Origin of the sequence: Marinospirillum minutulum DSM 6287 (assembly GCF_000422325.1) — a bacterium.
Taxonomy (GTDB): domain Bacteria; phylum Pseudomonadota; class Gammaproteobacteria; order Pseudomonadales; family Halomonadaceae; genus Marinospirillum; species Marinospirillum minutulum.
In genome coordinates this window covers 732,388-753,554 of sequence record NZ_KE383818.1, presented here as the reverse complement: position 1 = coordinate 753,554, position 21,167 = coordinate 732,388, and the positions used below count along the sequence as shown (strand labels likewise).

Annotated in this window: 19 protein-coding genes; all 19 read right to left on the bottom strand. The window is 37.4% G+C overall.

Annotated elements, in window-relative coordinates; translation table 11 throughout:
* Nucleotides 1-4: 4 nt before the first annotated feature.
* A complete protein-coding gene (locus H571_RS15265; RefSeq protein WP_036218251.1) occupies nt 5-1,414 on the bottom strand; it encodes an MBL fold metallo-hydrolase RNA specificity domain-containing protein in 1,410 nt (469 codons plus the stop codon).
* A 66-nt stretch (nt 1,415-1,480) separates the two neighbouring features.
* Nucleotides 1,481-1,840, bottom strand: coding sequence for a diacylglycerol kinase (locus tag H571_RS0113140; RefSeq protein WP_027849712.1), 360 nt, complete (start codon nt 1,838-1,840; stop codon nt 1,481-1,483).
* A gap of 129 nt (nt 1,841-1,969) precedes the next feature.
* The gene (locus tag H571_RS0113135; RefSeq protein WP_027849711.1) at nt 1,970-3,352 is read right to left on the bottom strand and encodes an undecaprenyl-phosphate glucose phosphotransferase; all 1,383 of its coding nucleotides are present in this window, start codon (nt 3,350-3,352) and stop codon (nt 1,970-1,972) included.
* Between the two features lie 148 nt (nt 3,353-3,500).
* Nucleotides 3,501-4,898, bottom strand: a complete 1,398-nt coding sequence (locus H571_RS0113130; RefSeq protein ID WP_027849710.1) for a mannose-1-phosphate guanylyltransferase/mannose-6-phosphate isomerase — start codon at nt 4,896-4,898, stop codon at nt 3,501-3,503.
* Between the two features lie 109 nt (nt 4,899-5,007).
* Nucleotides 5,008-6,108, bottom strand: coding sequence for a hypothetical protein (locus H571_RS0113125; protein WP_027849709.1), 1,101 nt, complete (start codon nt 6,106-6,108; stop codon nt 5,008-5,010).
* Nucleotides 6,098-7,204 carry a glycosyltransferase gene (locus H571_RS0113120; RefSeq protein ID WP_027849708.1) on the bottom strand — a complete coding sequence of 369 codons (1,107 nt, stop codon included), beginning with the start codon at nt 7,202-7,204 and terminating at the stop codon, nt 6,098-6,100. Before H571_RS0113120 ends, H571_RS0113125 begins: the two co-directional genes overlap by 11 nt.
* Nucleotides 7,197-8,207, bottom strand: a complete 1,011-nt coding sequence (locus tag H571_RS0113115) for a glycosyltransferase family 2 protein (protein ID WP_027849707.1) — start codon at nt 8,205-8,207, stop codon at nt 7,197-7,199. The genes H571_RS0113120 and H571_RS0113115 overlap by 8 nt, the downstream gene beginning before the upstream one ends.
* Before the next feature lie 2 nt (nt 8,208-8,209).
* Entirely contained in the window at nt 8,210-9,637 is a 1,428-nt protein-coding gene (locus tag H571_RS0113110; RefSeq protein ID WP_027849706.1) for an MATE family efflux transporter, read from the bottom strand.
* 33 nt (nt 9,638-9,670) lie between these two features.
* Nucleotides 9,671-10,678, bottom strand: a complete 1,008-nt coding sequence (locus tag H571_RS0113105; RefSeq protein WP_027849705.1) for a glycosyltransferase family 10 domain-containing protein — start codon at nt 10,676-10,678, stop codon at nt 9,671-9,673.
* The gene (locus H571_RS0113100) at nt 10,675-11,661 is read right to left on the bottom strand and encodes a CgeB family protein (protein ID WP_027849704.1); all 987 of its coding nucleotides are present in this window, start codon (nt 11,659-11,661) and stop codon (nt 10,675-10,677) included. Before H571_RS0113100 ends, H571_RS0113105 begins: the two co-directional genes overlap by 4 nt.
* 62 nt (nt 11,662-11,723) lie before the next feature.
* Nucleotides 11,724-12,896 carry a DegT/DnrJ/EryC1/StrS family aminotransferase gene (locus tag H571_RS0113095; RefSeq protein WP_027849703.1) on the bottom strand — a complete coding sequence of 391 codons (1,173 nt, stop codon included), beginning with the start codon at nt 12,894-12,896 and terminating at the stop codon, nt 11,724-11,726.
* Nucleotides 12,889-13,818, bottom strand: coding sequence for a GDP-L-fucose synthase family protein (locus tag H571_RS0113090; protein WP_027849702.1), 930 nt, complete (start codon nt 13,816-13,818; stop codon nt 12,889-12,891). Before H571_RS0113090 ends, H571_RS0113095 begins: the two co-directional genes overlap by 8 nt.
* The gene (gene gmd, locus H571_RS0113085) at nt 13,818-14,936 is read right to left on the bottom strand and encodes a GDP-mannose 4,6-dehydratase (RefSeq protein ID WP_027849701.1); all 1,119 of its coding nucleotides are present in this window, start codon (nt 14,934-14,936) and stop codon (nt 13,818-13,820) included. Before gmd ends, H571_RS0113090 begins: the two co-directional genes overlap by 1 nt.
* Complete coding sequence (locus tag H571_RS0113080) at nt 14,933-15,388, bottom strand: GDP-mannose mannosyl hydrolase (RefSeq protein WP_027849700.1); 456 nt, start codon at nt 15,386-15,388, stop codon at nt 14,933-14,935. The genes gmd and H571_RS0113080 overlap by 4 nt, the downstream gene beginning before the upstream one ends.
* Nucleotides 15,375-16,301, bottom strand: a complete 927-nt coding sequence (locus H571_RS0113075; RefSeq protein WP_027849699.1) for an NAD-dependent epimerase/dehydratase family protein — start codon at nt 16,299-16,301, stop codon at nt 15,375-15,377. The genes H571_RS0113080 and H571_RS0113075 overlap by 14 nt, the downstream gene beginning before the upstream one ends.
* Before the next feature lie 4 nt (nt 16,302-16,305).
* The gene (locus H571_RS0113070; protein ID WP_027849698.1) at nt 16,306-18,003 is read right to left on the bottom strand and encodes a thiamine pyrophosphate-binding protein; all 1,698 of its coding nucleotides are present in this window, start codon (nt 18,001-18,003) and stop codon (nt 16,306-16,308) included.
* 2 nt (nt 18,004-18,005) lie between these two features.
* Entirely contained in the window at nt 18,006-19,322 is a 1,317-nt protein-coding gene (gene rfbH, locus H571_RS0113065) for a lipopolysaccharide biosynthesis protein RfbH (protein ID WP_027849697.1), read from the bottom strand.
* Nucleotides 19,309-20,379: a CDP-glucose 4,6-dehydratase gene (gene rfbG, locus H571_RS0113060; protein WP_027849696.1), complete on the bottom strand. Its 1,071-nt coding sequence runs from the start codon at nt 20,377-20,379 to the stop codon at nt 19,309-19,311. Before rfbG ends, rfbH begins: the two co-directional genes overlap by 14 nt.
* A gap of 5 nt (nt 20,380-20,384) precedes the next feature.
* Nucleotides 20,385-21,158, bottom strand: a complete 774-nt coding sequence (gene rfbF, locus H571_RS0113055) for a glucose-1-phosphate cytidylyltransferase (protein WP_027849695.1) — start codon at nt 21,156-21,158, stop codon at nt 20,385-20,387.
* Nucleotides 21,159-21,167 lie beyond the last annotated feature (9 nt).

Below are 21,167 nucleotides of genomic sequence, written 5' to 3'. Positions count from 1 at the left end.
GCCATTATGTATTTTTTGTAACAGGTAAAAAAACTTGTACTAGGTAGTTTTTACCAGCATACAACGCGTCTATCTTGGCCTTTAACGCCTGCCTTGCTTCTTCTTGCCCATGCACTAATCGTACTTCTTTTGGCCAGTAACGCATTCTCTTAATAAAATTCACTAAATCTTTTTGGTCGGCGTGGGCTGAGTAACCGGTAATGGTGTCTACCCCTGCTTTTATGGTGTAACGCTGGCCGTCTAATTCTACATAACCACCTGTAGGCCCATATTTCTGAATTTTGCGACCAGGTGTACCAGAAGCCTGATAACCAACAAACAGTACTTGGTGTTTAGCATCACCCAACATGGCTTTTAAATAATTCACTATCCGCCCGCCTGCACACATACCACTGGCAGCTATAACTACCGCAGGCCTGCCTGTTTTTGCTAGGTAAGCGACCGTTGCTTCATGTTCTTGGTGCGTATTAATCGTGTATAAGTTATCAAAATTCAGTGGATGCCGCCCTGCTTGTAAGCGCCTTTGGGCTTCTTTATCCCAATAAGGCTTTAGCTGCCGATACACTTGAGTAAACTTGGCTGCCAAGGGCGAATCCACAATTATTTCCAAGTCTTGCCACAAGCCGCTGGCATTATGCACTAAACCTTCTAATTCATAAAGCAGCTCTTGAGTGCGACCAATGCTAAAAGCCGGAATTAGCACTGTCCCTTGGTTTTGTAAGGCTTTTTCTATGGCAAGTTGTAAACGCTTTAGCCTATTCTGCCTATTGCTATGCAGTCTATCACCGTAAGTGCTTTCTAAAACTAAATAGTCACATTTATAGAGTGATTTGGGTGCAGGCAATAAAGGTGACCAAGGAGCGCCTAAATCACCAGAAAAAACCACACGTTTCTTAAGCTTCTTAGCTTTGTAATATAAGGCCACTTCCACATAACAAGAACCTAAAATATGCCCAGCTCTATGCAGTTTAATTTTTAAACGTAAGTTTTTATCATCAACTAGGGTAAACCACTGCTTATAATCTAAAGGCACTAACTGGCTTTGAACCCGCTCTAAAAACTGTTCAATTAACTGCTCATCCCGCGTAAAGCCAATTTTTAGTGCATCTTCTATAACAAGCGGTAATAAATGTGCTGAAGGTTGACTACAAAAGATGGGTCCAGTAAAGCCAGCTGCTAGTAAATAGGGTAAGCGACCGACATGATCAATGTGTACATGAGTCACCACTAATGCTTTGATTGCTGATAAATCAAACTTAACCTCTAGCTGTTGAAGGCTATCAAGTTCAGCATCTTCACCTTGGAACAAGCCACAATCAACCAGCAAGCTATGCTCAGCCGTTGCTACTAGCTGGTGGCAAGAACCCGTAACACCCGATGCACCACCATGATGAATAAAGTTAGGGTAAGTCATATTGCACCTCATAACTTGTTTTCTTACCATGCTATAGCTTGAAATACTTTACGGGTAGAACCCAAGTCAAGGATACAAAATAATTGCCCAAACACTCACCGCAATTATTAAAGCAACCGCAACAGCAGCTGAGCCTATATCTTTTGCTTTGCCGCTTAGCTCGTGGTGTTCTGGGCCTATTCTATCAACTACGGCTTCTAGCGCTGAATTAATTAGCTCAACCAATAAAACCAAAAAAGCACTCGCAATTAGGAGTGCTTTTTCTACAGGGCTAACAGGCAAAAATAAAGCAATGGGCAGTAAAACGGCTAAAGCTACTACTTCTTGGCGTATTGCTGCTTCACTTTTCCATGCAGCTTTTAAACCTAACCAAGAATAACGGCTGGCATGAATTAAACGACGAAAACTACTTGCCTTAGGTTTCATGTATACATACTCATTAGAAGCATAATCATATTTACCCACAATTGATTCTTATACTACCTAATACCAGAGCTACAAAAAAGCATTTTAAAATAAACAATACAGCTAATAATTAGCTTTATTGTAAACCGTTTAATATGCATTTTTATTAATAAACCCTTTAAAAACAGTCAGAAAGATTATTTTAATATCCAGCAACAAAGACCAGTTGTCGATATACCAGAGATCATACTCGACGCGCTTCTGCATCTTATCCAGCGTATCCGTCTCGCCCCGATAACCGCTGACCTGAGCCCACCCTGTAATACCGGGCTTTACCTTGTGGCGGCGCATGTAGGATTCAACCAGATCTTTATAATGCTCATTATGGGCTAAAGCATGAGGCCGTGGACCAACAATCGACATACGCCCTTGCAGCACGTTATAAAACTGCGGCAACTCATCTAATGAGGTACGGCGTAAAAAACCACCAATAGGGGTAATACGGCTATCCCCCTTAGTGGCCTGGGTCACCTGCCCCGCTTTCTCCTGATGTACCTTCATAGAGCGAAATTTATACACTCTAAAGCGCTTACCGTTGATACCCGTGCGATACTGCTTAAACAGTACAGGTCCTGGCGATGTCACCTTAATGGCAACAGCAATAGACACACATACCGGCAGTATCATCAGACTAATAGCACCACCCACAATAATATCTTCTAGGCGCTTTAGTACCCGTGCAAAGCCTGTCATCGGGGTTACACTCAGATCGATAGCGTACATACCAGCGACCTCACTGACTCGATGATTAAGCAGTGGAATATCTTTCATTTCCGGTAGAAAACGCACCTCTGCGGTTTCATTTCGCAAGGTATACATCAGGCTACGCACCACACGCCCCATATCCAGCGGCAGGCAGATCCAGACCTCTTTGGCGTTGGATGCTGCAACCCGATCACGAATAAGCTCCAGTAAAGCCTGATCCGGCGCCTCATCAAAACGGTGAACACCGGCAATAGAAAAGCCTTCTTCCTGGTGCTTTCGCATCTGGCGAGCAATTTTCAGTAGGTTTTGCCCGGGGCCAACTAAAAACACATGACGACGATTTTTACCCCGGGCACGGTAACTGAGCAGTAATAGTAAAATCAAAACCCTAAGCAGCACGACAGCAATAAATGAACTAAGCAACGTGGTGCCAATCCAAAGCCGTGAATAGCGCTCAGAGGCATCGGCAAAGAATATTAACGTGCCACAAATCAAACCTACCATTAGCCAGACAAAGGCTAAACGCCCCATCATTTGCATCAGCTGAGTGGTACGCCAGCGGCTATAGCCCTGATTAGCCGTGTTAAGCACCACTACTAACAGCGACATAACCGATATCGCCCAGATATAGCGTTCATGGAATACTGGGTCATCAAAGCGCAGCCAATGAACTAGCCAGCCAGATAAAGCGACTAAGGCAAGATCAAAAAGCGCAACAAAATACTGGACAGGGTAGCGCTCAGTAATAAAACGTTTAGATCCTGACATGTAACAACCTAAATCTAATTGATGATTAGAACCTATCTAAAAGTCCATAACTATTAATGGGAAGACTGTTAATCACGAGACATGCTAACTAAACAATTAATAAAATACTATTTCTACAGTGACTATATACAATCTTTTCTCCAAAAAATTAACGCCCATACCGATCGCTGAAACGTACAATATCGTCTTCACCAAGATAGCTACCTGACTGAACCTCAATTAGCTCCAGCAGTATCTTGCCCGGGTTCTCCAAGGCATGAACTGTACCTAACGGAATAAAAGTAGATTGATTTTCGCTCAGCAGCTCTTCTTGGTCGCCTTTATAAACTTTGGCAGTGCCAGATACAACAATCCAATGCTCGGCTCTGTGGTGATGCATTTGCACGCTCAACTTTTGTCCCGGTTTAACCACAATGCGTTTTACTTGATAGCGCTCACCCAAGTCCATTGTTTCATAGGTACCCCACGGTCGATGAACCTCAGTATGAAACTCGTGCTCCGCACGCCCTTGCTCTTGGATACGCTTAACGATCTTTTTAACAGACTGAGACTGGGTTTTGTCCATCACCAGAATCGCATCGGCAGTTTCTACTACCACAAGATCAGAAATACCCACTGCAGCTACCAGTTTCGACTCAGAACGGATTAGGCAGTTAGTTGTATCTTCAACGATAACATCACCGGTGAGTACATTCTTATTATCGTCTTTATCAGCGAAGTCATACAGTGCATCCCAAGCCCCAATATCACTCCAATCACCTGAGTAGGGCACAACCTTGGCTTTTTGGGTTTTTTCCATTACTGCGTAATCAATAGAATCGTCAGGGCAAGTGGCAAAAGCGTCTTTATCAACCCGAACAAAATCCATATCTTCACTACGCCCCTTATAAGCTTCGCTAACCGCATCATAAATTGCTGGTTGCAGAGCTTTAAGTTCGGCCAGAAAAGTCTCAGCGCTAAACAGGAACATACCGCTATTCCAAAGGTAATCACCAGAGGCAAGATAAGTTTTGGCCGTTTCCATGTCAGGTTTTTCTACAAACTGCTCAACCGCATAATTCTGACCGAACTTAATATAGCCATAACCGGTTTCAGGACGGGTAGGTTTAATACCAAAAGTGACCAAGGTACCCTCTTCTGCCAGCTCTACCGCCTTGTTAACCGCCTGTTCAAAGGCCGTAATATCACGAATCACATGATCAGGCGGTAATACCAACATTAGCGCATCAGAATTTTCACGTTGGGTAAGCTCCAGTGCTGCCAGTGCAATAGCAGGTGCTGTATTACGCCCTTCAGGCTCTAAGATAAGGGTGGCATTTTGCTGGCCAATATCCTGCATCTGCTGGGCGATCAAAAAACGGTGGTTTTCATTACAGACAATAACTGTTGCTTGCGAGTTCCCAGGGCTGACACGTTGTAGGGTTTGCTGCAACAGGCTGTAGTGGCAATCAACTAAGGGTAAACACTGCTTAGGCAAGTGTTTACGGGAGAGCGGCCATAAACGGCTCCCTGAACCACCAGATAAAACAACAGGTATTATTTTCATTACAGACCTTTAAAGTTAAAAAACACTCTAGCACATTATGAAATAATGAAGCGCGCACAGATTATAAAAACTTAATAATTCATGTATTTTATTATATTAAAATCCAGCACTACAAAAAAAACCAGAAATCAGATAGCACTGGCAAATCAATATCAATATACAAATATACCAACCGTAAAAATAACCCAAAGAAAACTGACAAAAAGAAAAACTTTAAAGAATACCTAAACCCGAAGCTATATATATAAAATGATAAAAAAACCATACTAAAAGGTATTAAGTAACGCGGCTGAATAATTGGAGAGATCGAAAATGCAAAAACAACTAATAAAAAAAGACCTGCAACCTCATTTAAAAACAATGTGTTAGTATTTTTTTTAAGAAATAGCACATTTAAAGATGCTAGAAAAGAAGTAAATATACCAAGTCCTGAAAAGTACAATGAAAGTCCAGTTAAAGAAAACCGATTACTCTCACTAAAAAAAACCATTCTAGATATAAAATTGGAAATATTACCTATCACCCTAATGAAATAGCCATTAATATGCATATCTTCATTTGCGACAAAAAAATACAGTGTTCTCTCTAAAAAAAACCAACCAGTTATTTCGTGTATTTCATGAATATATTGAGAAAATAAAGCAGCCAAAAAAAATAAAAAAATAACCAAAAACCTTAGACTAACATTAAAGTAAGAAACAAAGACAAACATAAAAAGAAATACACCAGCCGCATCCCTAACAAACAATACAGCTAAGGATACTAAAACACATTTAAAGTGCTCTCTCTTAGAGAGAAAAAAAATGTAACTGCAAAAAAATAAAAGCACCAAAATATCTTTAGAAGGTAGCGGTAAATTAATAATAAAAAATGGAAGAAATAAAAAAGCTACTACAAGATGAATCCTCAATATTCGAAATGAAAATACAACAAAAAGTGAATTAAATAAAAAGGTTAAAACCAATAGCTCGTCATATAACAGCTCATATATAAAGAAAAGCAACCAAGATGATCTTATTTCTTCGTATGAGATAAGTCCAAAACTTAAATCCTTAACAATAAAGTACCAGTTTACCCCATCAACAAATACATTGTTTGTAAAAAACTCCTCAAAGTAAATAACAACAATATAAAGTACAACAAAAACTATAAAAACAAGAAAAAAGACAATAAAATCATTTAATTTAAAAAGATCACGGCTAAGCTTCATATTTGCTCTTTAAATTATTTAACATATTTTCAATTGAAAAACGTTGGCTATATAAATAGTTCTTTTTCACAAACTCTTGAATAACTTCTAACTCAGCATCTAAAGCAACACTAATTACTCTTTTCAAATCGTCAATATTACCGCTCTCAAAAAAGAACGTGTTATTTATATTTAATACTTCAGTTAACGCTCCAGCATCAGAAGATATTATAGGTAATTTCATCAAGGCTGCCTCAACTGCAATATAGCCAAATGATTCAAAACGTGAAGGAATTAGTATAAAATCCATATTCATCATATGATCATTAACATTATCAACCTCACCATGAAACTTTATAGATAAGCCATATTTCTTAATAAGATATTTTTTTTCTAATTTTTCTTTTAAATCACCATCTCCATAGAAATGAAGCTCAATCGGTTTACCCATATCAATTAATTCAGAGATAGCCTGTGCAGCAATATCTTGGCCTTTTTCAAAGCGAAACATACCAAATATACCAAACTTAATTTTTTCATTTTTTGTACTATAATTGAATGTTGCTGGTATTTTCGGGGCTCTAACACCATTGTAGTTAACGATAAAGCTGGATCTACCAATACCAAATTTTACTTTAAATTTTTGAAAAGTATATTGAGATTCAAATATAAATAAATCTGTAAAATATGATAAAACTACTTCAACGCACTTATAAATTAAAGAAAAAGTAGGTGAAAACATGCTATGGACAGCTCCACCATGTGGGGTATAAATTACTTTACAACCTGCAAGCCTTCCTGCAACACGCGCATATAAACCACCTTTTGCACCATGACCATGAACTACCTGGATTTTATTTTTTTTTATTGTTCTATATATCTTATAAATATTAGAAATATCAGAGACAGCGGGCTTTTTAAAGATTTTTAAATTACAATGCAGTTTGGTAGCTTTTAAAATATCTGGCAATTGATTATCGTAAACTTTATCACCTTTATTGGATGAAACGTAATAAAAATCAAATTCATCAACTAGACCAAGTATTATATCATGGATATGCTTTCTAATACCGCCAACGGGATCACCAACAATTTGCAGTACTCTTATTTTAGGCATTTTTTATTTTCAACTCTCTTATCAGAAAACCAAAAAGCTTCTCTTTAAATGGTACTTTTAAAATAAATTTAACCATTAAGGCGATCAGATAATATTTAGCATGGAACACACTAAAACCACACCATGACATTTTAATAAGCTTAAAATCGCCACTATTTAAAGCCATTCGATTAAGGTTAGTGTTTGCTCTATCTTTCATTAAAAGAAAATCTAATTTTTTATTTAAATCTTTTTTATTATCATTAAATTTATCAAGATAATAATTTAACACTAGAAACATATCGTGATCTTCAATCCTAACTTTAGCAAGATTATATGAAAAGCTAGCATCTGACTTTCTATAACGTATTAACTTTTGTGGTATAAAACCGAAATTTGATACCTCTGAGATTCTAAGCCAAACATCCAAATCAGAAGAAGACATGAAAAGATCCCCCCTAAATTTTTTGATATCTTCTTTTAGTATTTTTGTTCTAAACAAGACGCTGGGACATGTTACGAAATTACCATAACCAAAAATTAGTGTTAGAAGCTCGTTTCTAGTTAATTCAACTCCTGAAGCATCGCAGTTGCGTAATTCATTAGGAATAAAGCGTTCAGAAATTAACACACCATTTTTATCTATTACATCTGCATGTGTCGATACTGCTCCTGATTGCAAATGCTTCTCTAAAAAAGCTACCTGAGCTGAGATAATACGAGAGTCATATACGTCGTCAGAGTGGAATATTGCCGTGTAGTCACCATCTGCGTTTTCAATGCAAGTATTAAAGTTATCTTCTCCCGATACGGTTTCTTCACGAGAAAACACAATTACATTGGGATTGTTTAAAGCATAACCATGAGCTATAGCTAAACTTGAATCAATGGAAGCATTGTCAAATACCTTAATGATTAAATTTTCGTAATCCTGATCTAACAAACTATCAAGAGTACATCTGATAGTTTTTTCATTGTTATATAAAGGTATGCAAATGCATACTAATGGTTGCCTGCTTTTCAAAATCAAGCCCTTATAAAATAACGTTTATACAAAACCAAAAGTGAGTAAGCAGCTATAACAAAAATGAATGCAAATGAAAAATACAAATTGAAAGCCAACTCATTAAAACAATAAGATAACAATAAAACCGGAAAAAAAATAACTGCTATTAAGATAATTTCATGGTATGGGAATGAAAAATCCAATAACTTCTTACTGGTAAAGTACATAAAGAAAAATGACGTTACCCATGAAATTAATAATGTCAAAATGATTGCAAACTGCCATTCAACAGTACTGATAGAAATAGCAAGACCAACAACCACGACTAAGAAACCTAGAAAATAAGACTTTATATTCTGGGACGTTTTGTATTCACTTTGAGCGGCATGACCAAGTATATTTGTCATTACACGAAAAAACTCGAAAATAGTCGCTGGTATTACATATATTAAAATTGAATAGAACCTAGGGTCTGTGAGAAAAACAAGCAGGTATGGTAAAGCCGCTATTAAAGCTAGGATCGAACCAAAAACAACAGGTATGGTATTGTTAATTAGTTCCTGAAAAGCTGCAGACCTTTCCAAATAAGAGCTAGTCGATGATATTTTACTATAGTAGGGAGCATGGTAGACCTGAAGGACAACTGTTTCTATAGCACCGACTAGGCTGAAGGCTAATGTTAATGCCAATCCTATATATGCCAGAGCTTCCGGACCATAATTATATTCAATAACAAACTTATACGCGTTCCCTGAAAACCACAGCAATACTGTGGAAATGGCAATAAATGAAGAAAATCTAAAAACACCTGAAATGCCTTCAGTGGAAATTCTAAACAGTTGGACTGATGTATTAGGAATCTTTCGATAAAGGTAGACTGTGGAAATAATTGCTCCTAAACCTAAACCAATAATTTGCCCTAACAGCCAAAAATGAGCTTTGGCTTCAATAAAATATACAAAAATTGCCGCTAGAGAAACATACATAAAAACCGAAAATAAAGTAAAAAACACAAATTCCTTACGATAAAAAAGAAGGTTTAATGCTGGTATTATCGTTTGATTCCACGTATTAAATATAATAAAAAAGAACAATATAAAAGAAAAATACAGACTGTTTATATTGCTGCCTATTTTAAAATAATTTAAAGCAGCAGGTACAAATAGTGAAAATATAGAAATCAGTAAAACGTAAAAATTAAAAGCAAATAAAGCAACCCAAACTGTATCTTCGGCCACCCATTTATTCAACTTTCTATTTATAAAAACCCCTACTGGATTAATAAAAACTAAGCTGAAAAACATTGTAACGGATAGAATAAGGATTAAATTACCCACTTCAGAATCAGGCAAAAGTGTAGTATAGACCTTGATCGCAGAAAACATGAAAACAAGATGTATCAACTTGCCAAATGCTAATATAAATAAATCAGACTTAAAAAAAGACATAATGTTACGAACCTATACCGTAACGATAAATTATCACTGCTCAATTATTTTATCTAAAATTGTTTGAGCAAAAGTTTCGGCTTTAAATTGATCAAAGCTAGAGCTTGAAAGAAACTTCTGTATACTATCAATCCTTTGATCAAATTCATTTTCTGACATTTCAGACAAATACTGGTAAAGATTTTCATAGCTTTCAAATTCGCGAAAATCTATGAAACAGTCTTGTGGTACATGGTCTTTTATATTCGATGCCCCCCAGTAAATAGGGATGCAGCCAGCAAAGAAGCAATCAAATATTTTTTCTGTTACATATCCAGGAATTGATTGCGCATTCTCAAAACAAATCGCAAACTTGTATTTTTCAAGTATAGCCTTTTTACTGTCTACCTTACCTTTGTACGATGGGTAACTTTCAGAAAGCACTGATGTCAAAAACTGAAAGCGATTAAGAGCGCGAATGAGCTTCGGGCCATGAAACCGATACTTATCCCATCCAACCCCATAAAGATCAAACTGATCTGGATTATTTTTCTCAAACCATCTTATTGCCTCTATCCGCTTTGAATAAAGCTCCCAAGGATGATTTACTTTTTTATTACCAGATATAAGCGTGCAGAATTTTTCTTTAGCAGCGAACTTTGCATTGATTTCTTTTGGAGGGTTATAGCAAAAGTTTATTTTAAAGAACTTATGATTATCTACTAGCTCGTCATTCCAAGTGAATATTTTGTTAAATCTATTGAATTTATTTTTATCCCAGTTATCGGGGCGGATAAGTTCGCTTTCAAAAAGTATAAGATGAGACTTTTCCTTGTCTTCACATTTAGGTAAACATTTAGGCATCTCATTATAAATAACAATATCAGATTCTTTGATGCTATTTATATCACTTGTAGACAGATCTATTCCGTGTTCACTGAATTTATCTTTCAGCATATGGAATTGATACAAACAGTTATCTCTATTTCTTATCTTATCATTTAAATCAAAAATTTTATTTTTATCGTAAAATGAATCAACAACTAAGCATGCTTTTTTCACTGAATCTCCTTTAATATACTTTCTATGCGACTAATATATCCATGCTCAGAAACTGCCCTAAGGTGACCTTCTTTTTTTATTTTTTCACGCAACTCATCATTTTCAAGAAAATATTTAATTTGTAGTACAGCTTCCTCTACATTTGTATAACAAGCGACTTCTTTACCTATTACAAAGTATTCATCGAGGGATGGAACATAGTCCGTTAGTTGAAAACCATTGAAATATGGAATCTCAAAATTTCTTGCTTTGATTTGACTCTTATCTTTTTTTGACCTAAAAAAAGTTATAAAAGATTTAATACTGTGAAAAATAAACCTAAAGTCATAACTTATGCTGTTTGATAGGTTAAGATTTATTTTACTTTTTGAAAAAATTTCATTCATTTCTTTGGATTCGAGTGGGCCATTTGGCCAGCCATGACCAAATGCCTCTACATGGATACCATTTTTCTTAAGCTGCTCAATGAACCACTTACGGTGTGGATGCATCCCACCTACAAAAGATACATCATATACATAATCTTCACTTACAGGGATAGAGTGCTTGTCTATTGCAGCCCACTGACTATAAATGACATTCTTTTGGCCTAAAGCATAATATTTAGGTATAGAAAAAACATCTGTAGTTATACAATAAGTAAATAAATTACAATATTTATTAGTAAAATTGTCAAAGCGCCACTGATCATCTCCAAACCAGTTTATTGTGATAAATCTTTCTTTTAGCCTTAATAAAGTTTCTTGCATAATTTGATCTTTAAAAATACTAAAGAAAATAATATCAGGCGCTAAAATCTCAGCTTTTTCAATTAGATCACTCTGTAGCAAACAGATATCATTAAAGTAATCATCATAATAAAAAGTCTGAACATCATGCCCTAGATTTTCAAACGATGCTTTAAAACCATCCTGACCTATACTATTTATACCACGAGACTTTATTCCGTAGTCATAAAGCAAGTCCACATATAAAATTTTCAATTCGTTTCTCAAATAGTAATCACGCATTAAAAATTGGGGTACATAATGTACTCAAACTAATATCACATATCAGCGATAACATCATATAAATACTTTATCTGTCCTTGGATATTCTTTTGCTGATTACCCACAAACAACCCATTAGAATCTATAAACTCAGCACATTCAACCGTTCCCGCGACCTCATAATCAAAAAACTTAAGAACATTTTCATTTTTCAAAAAGTTTCCTGTCACAATCGGCCGACACTCAATACCATTATCATTTAGAACTTTAACAAGATCTTTACGACTAAATGGTGCATTCTCTTTAATTACTAAAGAGAAACCGAACCAGCTACTTTTACCAACTTCTTTTTGTGTTTGAATATGGGGATGATCTTTAAATAAAGACTGGAAATATGCAGCATTTTCTCGCCTTGCGTCAATAAAGCCTGGTAGTTTCTTTAACTGTTCTTTACCAATAGCTCCACTCATCTCTAGAGGTCGAACATTATAGCCAGGCAATACAAATTTGAATGACTCATCAAACGGATCATCACTTTTCTCACCTGTAACATGATTGATTTTGGGCAAATTCCGGGTCCAGCCATGAGCACGAATACAGAGAAGTATGTGATATAACTCCTCATCATCTGTAACAATACAACCACCTTCCATAGTTGCAATATGATGCGAAAAGAAGGAGCTATAGGTGCCCATCAAGCCAAATGTACCTGCTTGTTTACCTTGAAAAGTGGCTCCCATAGATTCACAATTATCTTCTAATATTGTAATATCGCGCCCCTCTACCAACGACTTAATAGCAGCAAAGTCATTAGGATTACCTAGGAGATTAACAAGCAAAATAGCTCTAGTTTGATCTGTTATAGCGCTTTCTAGCTTATCCAAATCAATGTTCAGTGTTTCCCTATCAATATCTACGAACTTTACTTTAAGCCCGTACTGCTGCAAGGGGAAATATGTAGTCGACCAAGATACTGCAGGTACTATTACTTCATCACCTCGTTTTAACTTAGGTTTTTTGGTAAAAAACATTGAAGCGATCATTAATAAGTTTGCTGTTGAGCCTGAACTTACCATCACGGCATATTTGGAACCAAAAAAATCAGCAAACTGCTTTTCGTATTCTTCGACATGTTTACCCATTGAGTACATATCAGAATCTATTACATTTTGGATAGCCGAAAGTTCTTTTTCATCCCAAGTTGAACTGGCTAAAGAGTATTTAGTCATTTTTTTTATCCATGAAGAATTGTAAAGTTTTCTCAACACCCTGCTCTAAGGATGTTGTATGCTGCCATCCAAAAGTATGTAGCTTTTTGCTATCAACCAGCTTTTGTTTCATCCCCGTCGGCTTACTAAGATCGTATGTAAAGCCTCCACCAAAACCTACTGAGGACGCTATGACTTTATAATATTCACTTATAGAGTAATCAAACCCTAGTCCGACATTTAGGTTTTGTGGCATCTCCCCGAATCTATTCATTGCGAAGAAAACAAAGTCTGCCAGATCTCCTGCATACATAAACTCCCGTCGGGCTGTTCCATCTCCCCAGATTTCAATATTATTGTATCCGTTAGATTTCGCTTCAGAAATTTTGCGAATAACGGACGGAATCATATGGGAGTGTAAAGGATCAAATTTATCGTGGCGACCGTACAAATTACAGGGTATGACAGTTTTATATTGTAAGGTTGGGTTTTCTCTTGTGATGTATTCACAAAGCCGAGTTGATGCAATTTTTGCTAACGCATAACCCTCATTGGTAGGCTCCAGCTCACCTTGCAAAATCATCTCTTCCTTTAGAGGATTGACAGCATCTCTGGGGTACATACAAGAGCTGCTCATATTCATCAAGCTCTTAACACCCAAATCATAAGCTGACGAAATAAGGTTCAGACCCATTTGCATATTTTCTGATAAAAATGCGACTGGGTTTTTCATATTTGCCTGGATACCGCCAACACGTCCCGCCGCGTGAATGATCATATCTGGTTTATGCAGTAGCAAATACTGTCTAACCTGTTTCTGATCAAGCAGGTTAAGCTCTTGGCTACTAGGAGTTAAAAATTCATATTCCTTAGACTTAGGATGTTCAAGGATGTTTTTACCAACCATCCCATTAGAGCCAGTAAGTAAAATACGTTGGTTCATTAACTTTCAACCGATACAGGAATTTCATGACCATGCTGCTTCAATAGAGCATGACGTTGAGCTACTTTAAGGTCTTCCGCTACCATTTCTGCACACATTTCTTGCACAGTAATTTCTGGCTCCCAGCCTAACTTAGCTTTAGCAAGACTAGGATCACCCAATAGAGATTCAACTTCTGCAGGGCGGAAGTAACGCGGATCTATACGTACAAGTACATCACCCACTTTAACTGCAGGAGCACAACCACCTTCAATTTTCTCAACAATTGCCTGTTCATCTAAGCCTTTTCCTTCAAAACGCAAGGTTATGCCTAGCTCTTTGGCAGACCAATCAATAAATTGACGAACAGAATGCTGCACACCTGTTGCAATTACAAAATCTTCTGGTTTATCTTGCTGCAACATCAACCATTGCATACGCACATAGTCCTTCGCATGCCCCCAATCTCTGAGCGCATCTAAATTACCCATATAAATACAAGTTTCTAAACCTTGTGCAATATTAGCAAGTCCACGGGTAATTTTACGGGTAACAAAAGTTTCTCCACGACGTGGTGACTCATGATTAAACAGGGTACCGTTACAGGCAAACATACCATATGATTCTCGGTAATTTACAGTAATCCAATATGCATAAAGTTTAGCTACTGCATAAGGCGAGCGTGGGTAAAACGGTGTAGTTTCTTTCTGTGGGGTTTCTTGAACCAAGCCATATAGCTCAGACGTAGATGCCTGATAAAACCTTGTTTTTTTCTCTAAACCTAACAAACGGATCGCCTCAAGAATACGTAATGTCCCCATAGCATCCACATCTGCAGTATATTCAGGGGATTCAAAGGAAACAGCAACATGAGACTGAGCTCCAAGGTTGTAGACCTCATCTGGCTGAACCTCTTGCAAGATACGGGTCAGGTTAGAAGAATCCGTTAAATCACCGTAATGCAGAATAAAGTTTTGGTTATCAACATGTGGATCTTGATAGATGTGATCTACCCGCTGGGTATTAAAAGAGGAAGCACGGCGCTTAATACCATGAACCTGATACCCTTTTTCAAGCAGTAATTCTGCCAAATAAGAACCGTCTTGACCGGTAACTCCGGTTATAAGTGCCTTTTTCACCGATGATAACTCCTAAAGTAGTTTTTTGTATATTGATGAACATATTCGTTGTTTAGTATTTCATTTACTTCAAATTGTTTGTAAGACTCATGCTCATTATTTGGCAAACTTTTTATGTCGATTTCTTTTATAATATGATATGCAGCAACAACATAGTGAGTCGTTATCTCTGATGAACAAAAACTATTATTATAGAAATGTTCATAGATACCTAAAAAATCAGTTTCTTGTTCTTTCAGGTCAATACCAATTTCTTTCTTAGCAATCCTTCCCAAAGCATCATCAATTTTTTCATTCTTAAATATTCTACCACCTGGAACAAACCAAAAACCTTGTGCAGGTGCATTACTTCTCTTACCCAAAAGATACCTATTTTGATATGAAACCAGTAGATCAATAGAAACCAATGGAGTTTTATCAACAATAATTGAAAATTCTTCAATTGGTAGCAAAGCTGATCTCCTTTACTATACTTTCAATAGAAGTTAGGCTTGGTTCATAGCCAATTTTACTTGCCCGCTTATTTTCTGAGTAATAATTTAATTTCATACCCGTGGCGTTAATACCTGAGCCAGTAACAAATTCATAATTAAGACCAAACTCCATCTGAAGTACACTAAGAATTTCAGATTTTTTAGCTGGTATTTTAGAGTAGCAATCGACTGCCCAGTTTGATTTCTCATCTTTCAAAATGACACATAAAACTAAGTTAAAAAAATCATATGGTGCAATATAATCCCTAACCATTTCATACTCTGCAGTTTTTAAAGTCGTTTTATTATTGATTGCCATAACTGCATCTGTAATAAAAAAACCTGCAGTCACATCTTGAGTATGACTAAAGTAGTTAAAAACACGAATATCCGTGATAGCAAAATCACTTAATGCTCGATGTTTTGCTTCTGCGTAAATTTTGGCAATTGAATACCAATCTTTAGCACTCAAATTATTAATATCAACCACACTTTTTGACGATGCATCTACAGGTCTATCGAAGTTATCACCGTAAACTGCCCCACTACTTAAAAAAATGTACTTACAGTTTGGGTTTACTTTAAGGTAATCTAACGCCAAATTATCATATATTTCTGTGATTTCAAATATGCGGCTGCCCATGCTTTTTGCTTTAGCAGGATCACCTACGCCTACGAAATTAATCACTACATCGTATTTATCTTGATTATCAAAATCTTCATAACTTAAATTAGGATATTCTATTAATTTTTTAAGTGCATCAAATTGCTCTTTTACCCTTACAGGTGATCTTGAAAACATCCATAACTTATAATTACTATCACTCTCCGAAAATGAGATAATGAGATCTTTTGCTATCTGGCTCGTTGCACCTAGGATTGCGATGTTCATATTCTCAGATATCCATAATTGGCGATTGATTATCTAGTACATTGCCAAACTCTAGGCGAGGCCTACACTCTCTTGCATCAGGCATGCATACTTCAATCAGTTTTGGTCTAGGATTTTTTATAAAATCTTTTAGCTCAGATTCAAAGTCATCTATACTCTCAACTCTTATTGAGTCAACATTATATCCTTCTGCAATCTTTAGAAAATCACAGCTATAACCACCCCAGTATGTTGATGTATTCCGGCCTTCAAAGTACAATTCTTGAAAGCCTCTAACCATCCCCAATGATTGGTTATTTAACACTAAGGTTAAAATGGGCAATTTCTCTCTTGCTATAATATCTAGCTCTTGAATATTAAGCTGTAGCCCTCCGTCACCAGTTATAACTACAACAGACTTTTTTTCTGGATAGTGAAGACCTATTCCTGTAGGTAAAGCAAAGCCCATTGCACCTAATCCACCAGAATGATGGCAATGCTGACCTTTTTCTAGCTTTAAAGTATGAGCAGTCCACATTTGGTTGTTGCCCACATCAGCAACGCACTCAAATTCATGACCTGAGAATGCCTTATTCAGAGTACCAAATAATTGATAAGGACTGATTTTCCATTCTTCGTACTCATCGACAAATAGCTTCTCTTTTCTTAATTTTAAATCATCTATCCAATCTAACTTTTCGTTATATTGAGCTATATTTTTTTCAAAAGAATCAAAAAAATAACTTATGTTCATGTGATAAGAATCACATTTCACTCTATTATTAAGCTGTGAATCGTCTAGATCAATTTGAATTATCTTTGCATTATTTGCAAATACATCAGGGTTAGCGCCTGTTTGTCTAACATCAAGTCGACTACCTAAAACCAACAGTAAATCGCAATTCTGAACAGCATAATTTGCTATTCGTGTTCCGTATGCACCAAGCATTCCCATATAACAGTCTGAGTTCGTCGTCTTCTCTGAACCTTTTAAACTGCTGACATATGGTATTTTTTTATCAATAATAATAGAAAGCCATTCATCAAAAAGCCTACAGTTTACAGCTCCCCCACCAATCAAAATTAATGGCTTAGTTGCTTTATTAATTTCAGAGACAATGTTTTCGATTATATGGTCATATTTAGTATCAACTTGTCTGTTTTCTTCTACTTTTAGGCACTGTTCATTTAAGATATTAATCTCTGCTCGTTGAACATCCATCGGAATATCAAGTAGTACAGGTCCAGGTCTACCCTCTAAAGCTATCTTAATCGCTTTTTTAAGCTCATTAACAAGCTGATTGGGGTCTGTTACCTGAACTGCATATTTAGTAATGCTACTAACTAAACTAACACTATCTAATTCTTGGAAGCCTTGTTGGCGAACAGCTAGGTCGCCTTTCAGTTCATGTGTATTTACTTGACCGGTTATAAAGATACAAGGATGACTGTCGAGCCAACAATCTGCTATACCAGTAATAAGATTAGTTGCTCCTGGACCGCTTGTACCCAAGGCTACACCAAGCTGTCTATTTTTAGTTGCCCTTGCAATGGCGCCTGCTGCAAATGCTGCACCTTGTTCATGATGCATAGATATCAGTTTAGTCACTCCTAATTGATTAATGCTATCAACGAGATGGGTAATCATTCCGCCAATTAGTTCAAAACCATAAGTCACATTGTTTTCAGCTAAAACTTTTGCAACTGCATCTGACGCCTTCATAATTAAAAACCTATACCAAAAAACTCTTCTAGCTTCTCAGCTACAAAATCAAAATGCTCTTCACCCAGTGATGGCTGAACACCCAGCCAGAAGGTTTGGTTCATGGTGCGGTCGGTATTGATTAAGTTACCTACAATTCGGTATTCAACATCTTTGAAATAAGGCTGGCGTATCAGGTTACCGGCAAACAGTAAACGGGTGCCGATTTTGTGCTGATCCAGATATTTAAGCAGGTCAACGCGCTGCACACCACTTTCTTCTTTTAGGGTTACCGGGAAGCCAAACCAGGAAGGATCACTGTTTGGAGTTGCTTCTGCCACTTCTAAAAACTCTGATAGGCTAGACAAACGATCTTTCAGTAGTTGGTAGTTACGCTTACGGGTGGTAATAAACTCTGGAGCGCGCTCTAGCTGTGCTAAGCCACAAGCTGCCTGCATGTCGGTGATTTTTAAGTTGTAACCTAGATGTGCGTAAACATATTTATGGTCATACCCCTGGGGCAAGGTGCCAAACTGTTGACCAAAACGGTTACCACAGGTGTCATCACAACCTGGGGCACAGTAGCAGTCACGCCCCCAATCACGGAAGGATTCAGCAATCACTTTAAGGGTTGGGTTGTTGGTAAATACAGCGCCGCCTTCACCCATGGTGATATGGTGTGCAGGGTAGAAGCTTAGGGTAGCGATATCCCCCCAAGTACCGACCATTTTGCCGTTAAAGGTTGCACCTAGTGCATCACAGCAATCTTCTACCAGCCAAAGGTTGTGCTTTTCACAGATCGCTTTAACTTTTTCCAGATTAAAAGGGTTACCCAGTGTATGAGCCAGCATAATGGCTTTGGTTTTTGGCGTAATCGCAGCTTCAATTAGGTCGGCGTTAATGTTGTGGGTTTGCATATCCACATCAACAAATACCGGTACGGCACCAAACTGTACAATAGGATTAACGGTGGTCGGGAAACCCGCCGCCACACCGATTACTTCATCACCTTTTTTAATGGAGCGCTCGCCCAGTTTAGGAGAGGTCAGCGTGCTAAAGGCAACCAGGTTAGCGGATGAACCTGAGTTAACCGTGATCAGGTGTTTTACACCGATAAACTCAGCCAGCTTTTTCTCAAATTCGGCGTTAAAGCGACCTGTGGTTAGCCAGCCATCCAGAGATGCTTCAACCATGTACTGTAGTTCAGTTGCACCAATAACTTTACCAGATGGTGGTACAACTGTTTTACCTGGTTCAAAAGGTGTTTCTTGGTACTGTAATTCAGCGTACTGCTCGACAAGTTCAGAAATTTGTTTTCTTAGGGAATCAGTGGTCTGCATGGTTAAAGTCACTCATAAATTCATTAATTTCAGTAAGGCAAGCTTGCTGCATTTCTTCTTTATTAAGCCAAGCTTGGTGCCATTTAATAATTCTGGCGAGGGTATTTTCTAGATGCCAAGTGGGTTGCCAGTTCAATCTGGCTTTAGCTTTAGAGATATCTAACTTTAAATAACCTGCTTCATGGGGGTGAGCATTGGTATCTAACTGCCAACTCGTACCGGGCCAGTTGGCAACCATGTGGTTTAGAATCCAATCAACAGGCTTAGCGTCGTCTTCATTAGGCCCAAAATTCCAGCCTTCTGCATAGGCTTGTGGGTTTTGGTAAAGGTGTTGCGCTAAAATTAAGTAACCCGATAAAGGCTCTAATACGTGCTGCCAAGGGCGTGTTGAGGCTGGGTTACGAATAATGACTGGTTGGTTGTTTTCAAAGGCTTTTAGTATATCGGGGATCAACCTATCTTCTGCCCAGTCACCACCACCAATCACATTACCTGCTCTTGCGCTTGCTAAGCCAACGCCTAGCTCTTGCATAAATGAACGGCGGTAAGCTGAAGTTACTAACTCTGAACAGCCTTTAGAGCTGGAGTAAGGGTCATAACCACCCATAGGTTCATCTTCACGGTAACCCCAAACCCATTCTTTGTTTTCATAGCACTTATCGGTGGTTACGTTGACAATGGCTTTTAGGTTTTTGCAGCCTTTTGCGGCTTCTAACACTTTGGCAGTACCCATGACGTTAGTTTCATAGGTTTCTAAAGGCTCTTTGTAAGACAAGCGCACTAAAGGTTGCGCAGCCATGTGAATTAAAATATCAGGATTAAAATTCTGTATGGAGGCGGTGATTTGATCTAAATTACGTATATCGCCTATTTCAGACTCTATTAACTCACTAACTTTGGCTTGCTCAAATAGACTGGGTTTAGTTGGTGAGGTAAGAGCATAACCTTTCACTGTTGCTCCCATTTTCGCTAACCAAAGTGCTAACCAGCTTCCTTTAAAACCTGTATGGCCTGTTAGATAAACACGCTTATCTTGCCAAAACTTTGCATCAACCATTGGTTTTATTCCCATGTTTTCCAAGGTGCTTGGTTAGTTTCCCATAGGTTTTCTAACAGGTTTTTATCGTGAAGGGTATCCATTGGTTGCCAAAAGCCTTGGTGCTCAAATGCCATTAACTCATTATCTTTGGCTAGGTTCATTAAAGGTTCTTGTTCCCAAATGGTGCTGTCATCGGTTATATAATCTAAAACCGCAGGTTTAAGTACAAAGAATCCACCGTTAATCATAGCTCCATCACCCTTGGGCTTTTCTTTAAAGCTATTTACTTTGCCTGACTTAATATCTAAAGCACCAAAACGACCGGGTGGATAAGTAGCTGTTAAGGTAGCTGATTTGCCATGATTTTGATGAAACTTTATACTTTCTGAAATATTTATATCACCTACACCATCACCATAAGTAAAACAAAAATCTTCTTCATTTTTAATATGTTCAGCAACTCGACCTAATCGACCACCTGTCATGGATTTTTCACCTGTATCAACAAGTGTTACTTTCCAAGGTTCAGCACGCTTATTGTGTACTTCCATGGTATTATTTTGCATATCAAAGGTGATATCAGACATGTGTAAAAAATAGTTAGCAAAATACTCTTTAATTACATAGCCTTTGTAACCACAACAAATAATAAAATCATTAATGCCATGTGAAGAGTACATTTTCATGATATGCCATAAAATTGGCTTACCACCAATTTCGACCATTGGCTTGGGACGTGTACTGGTTTCTTCACTTAGTCGCGTACCTAAACCACCGGCTAAAATAACTGCTTTCATTGTTATTCC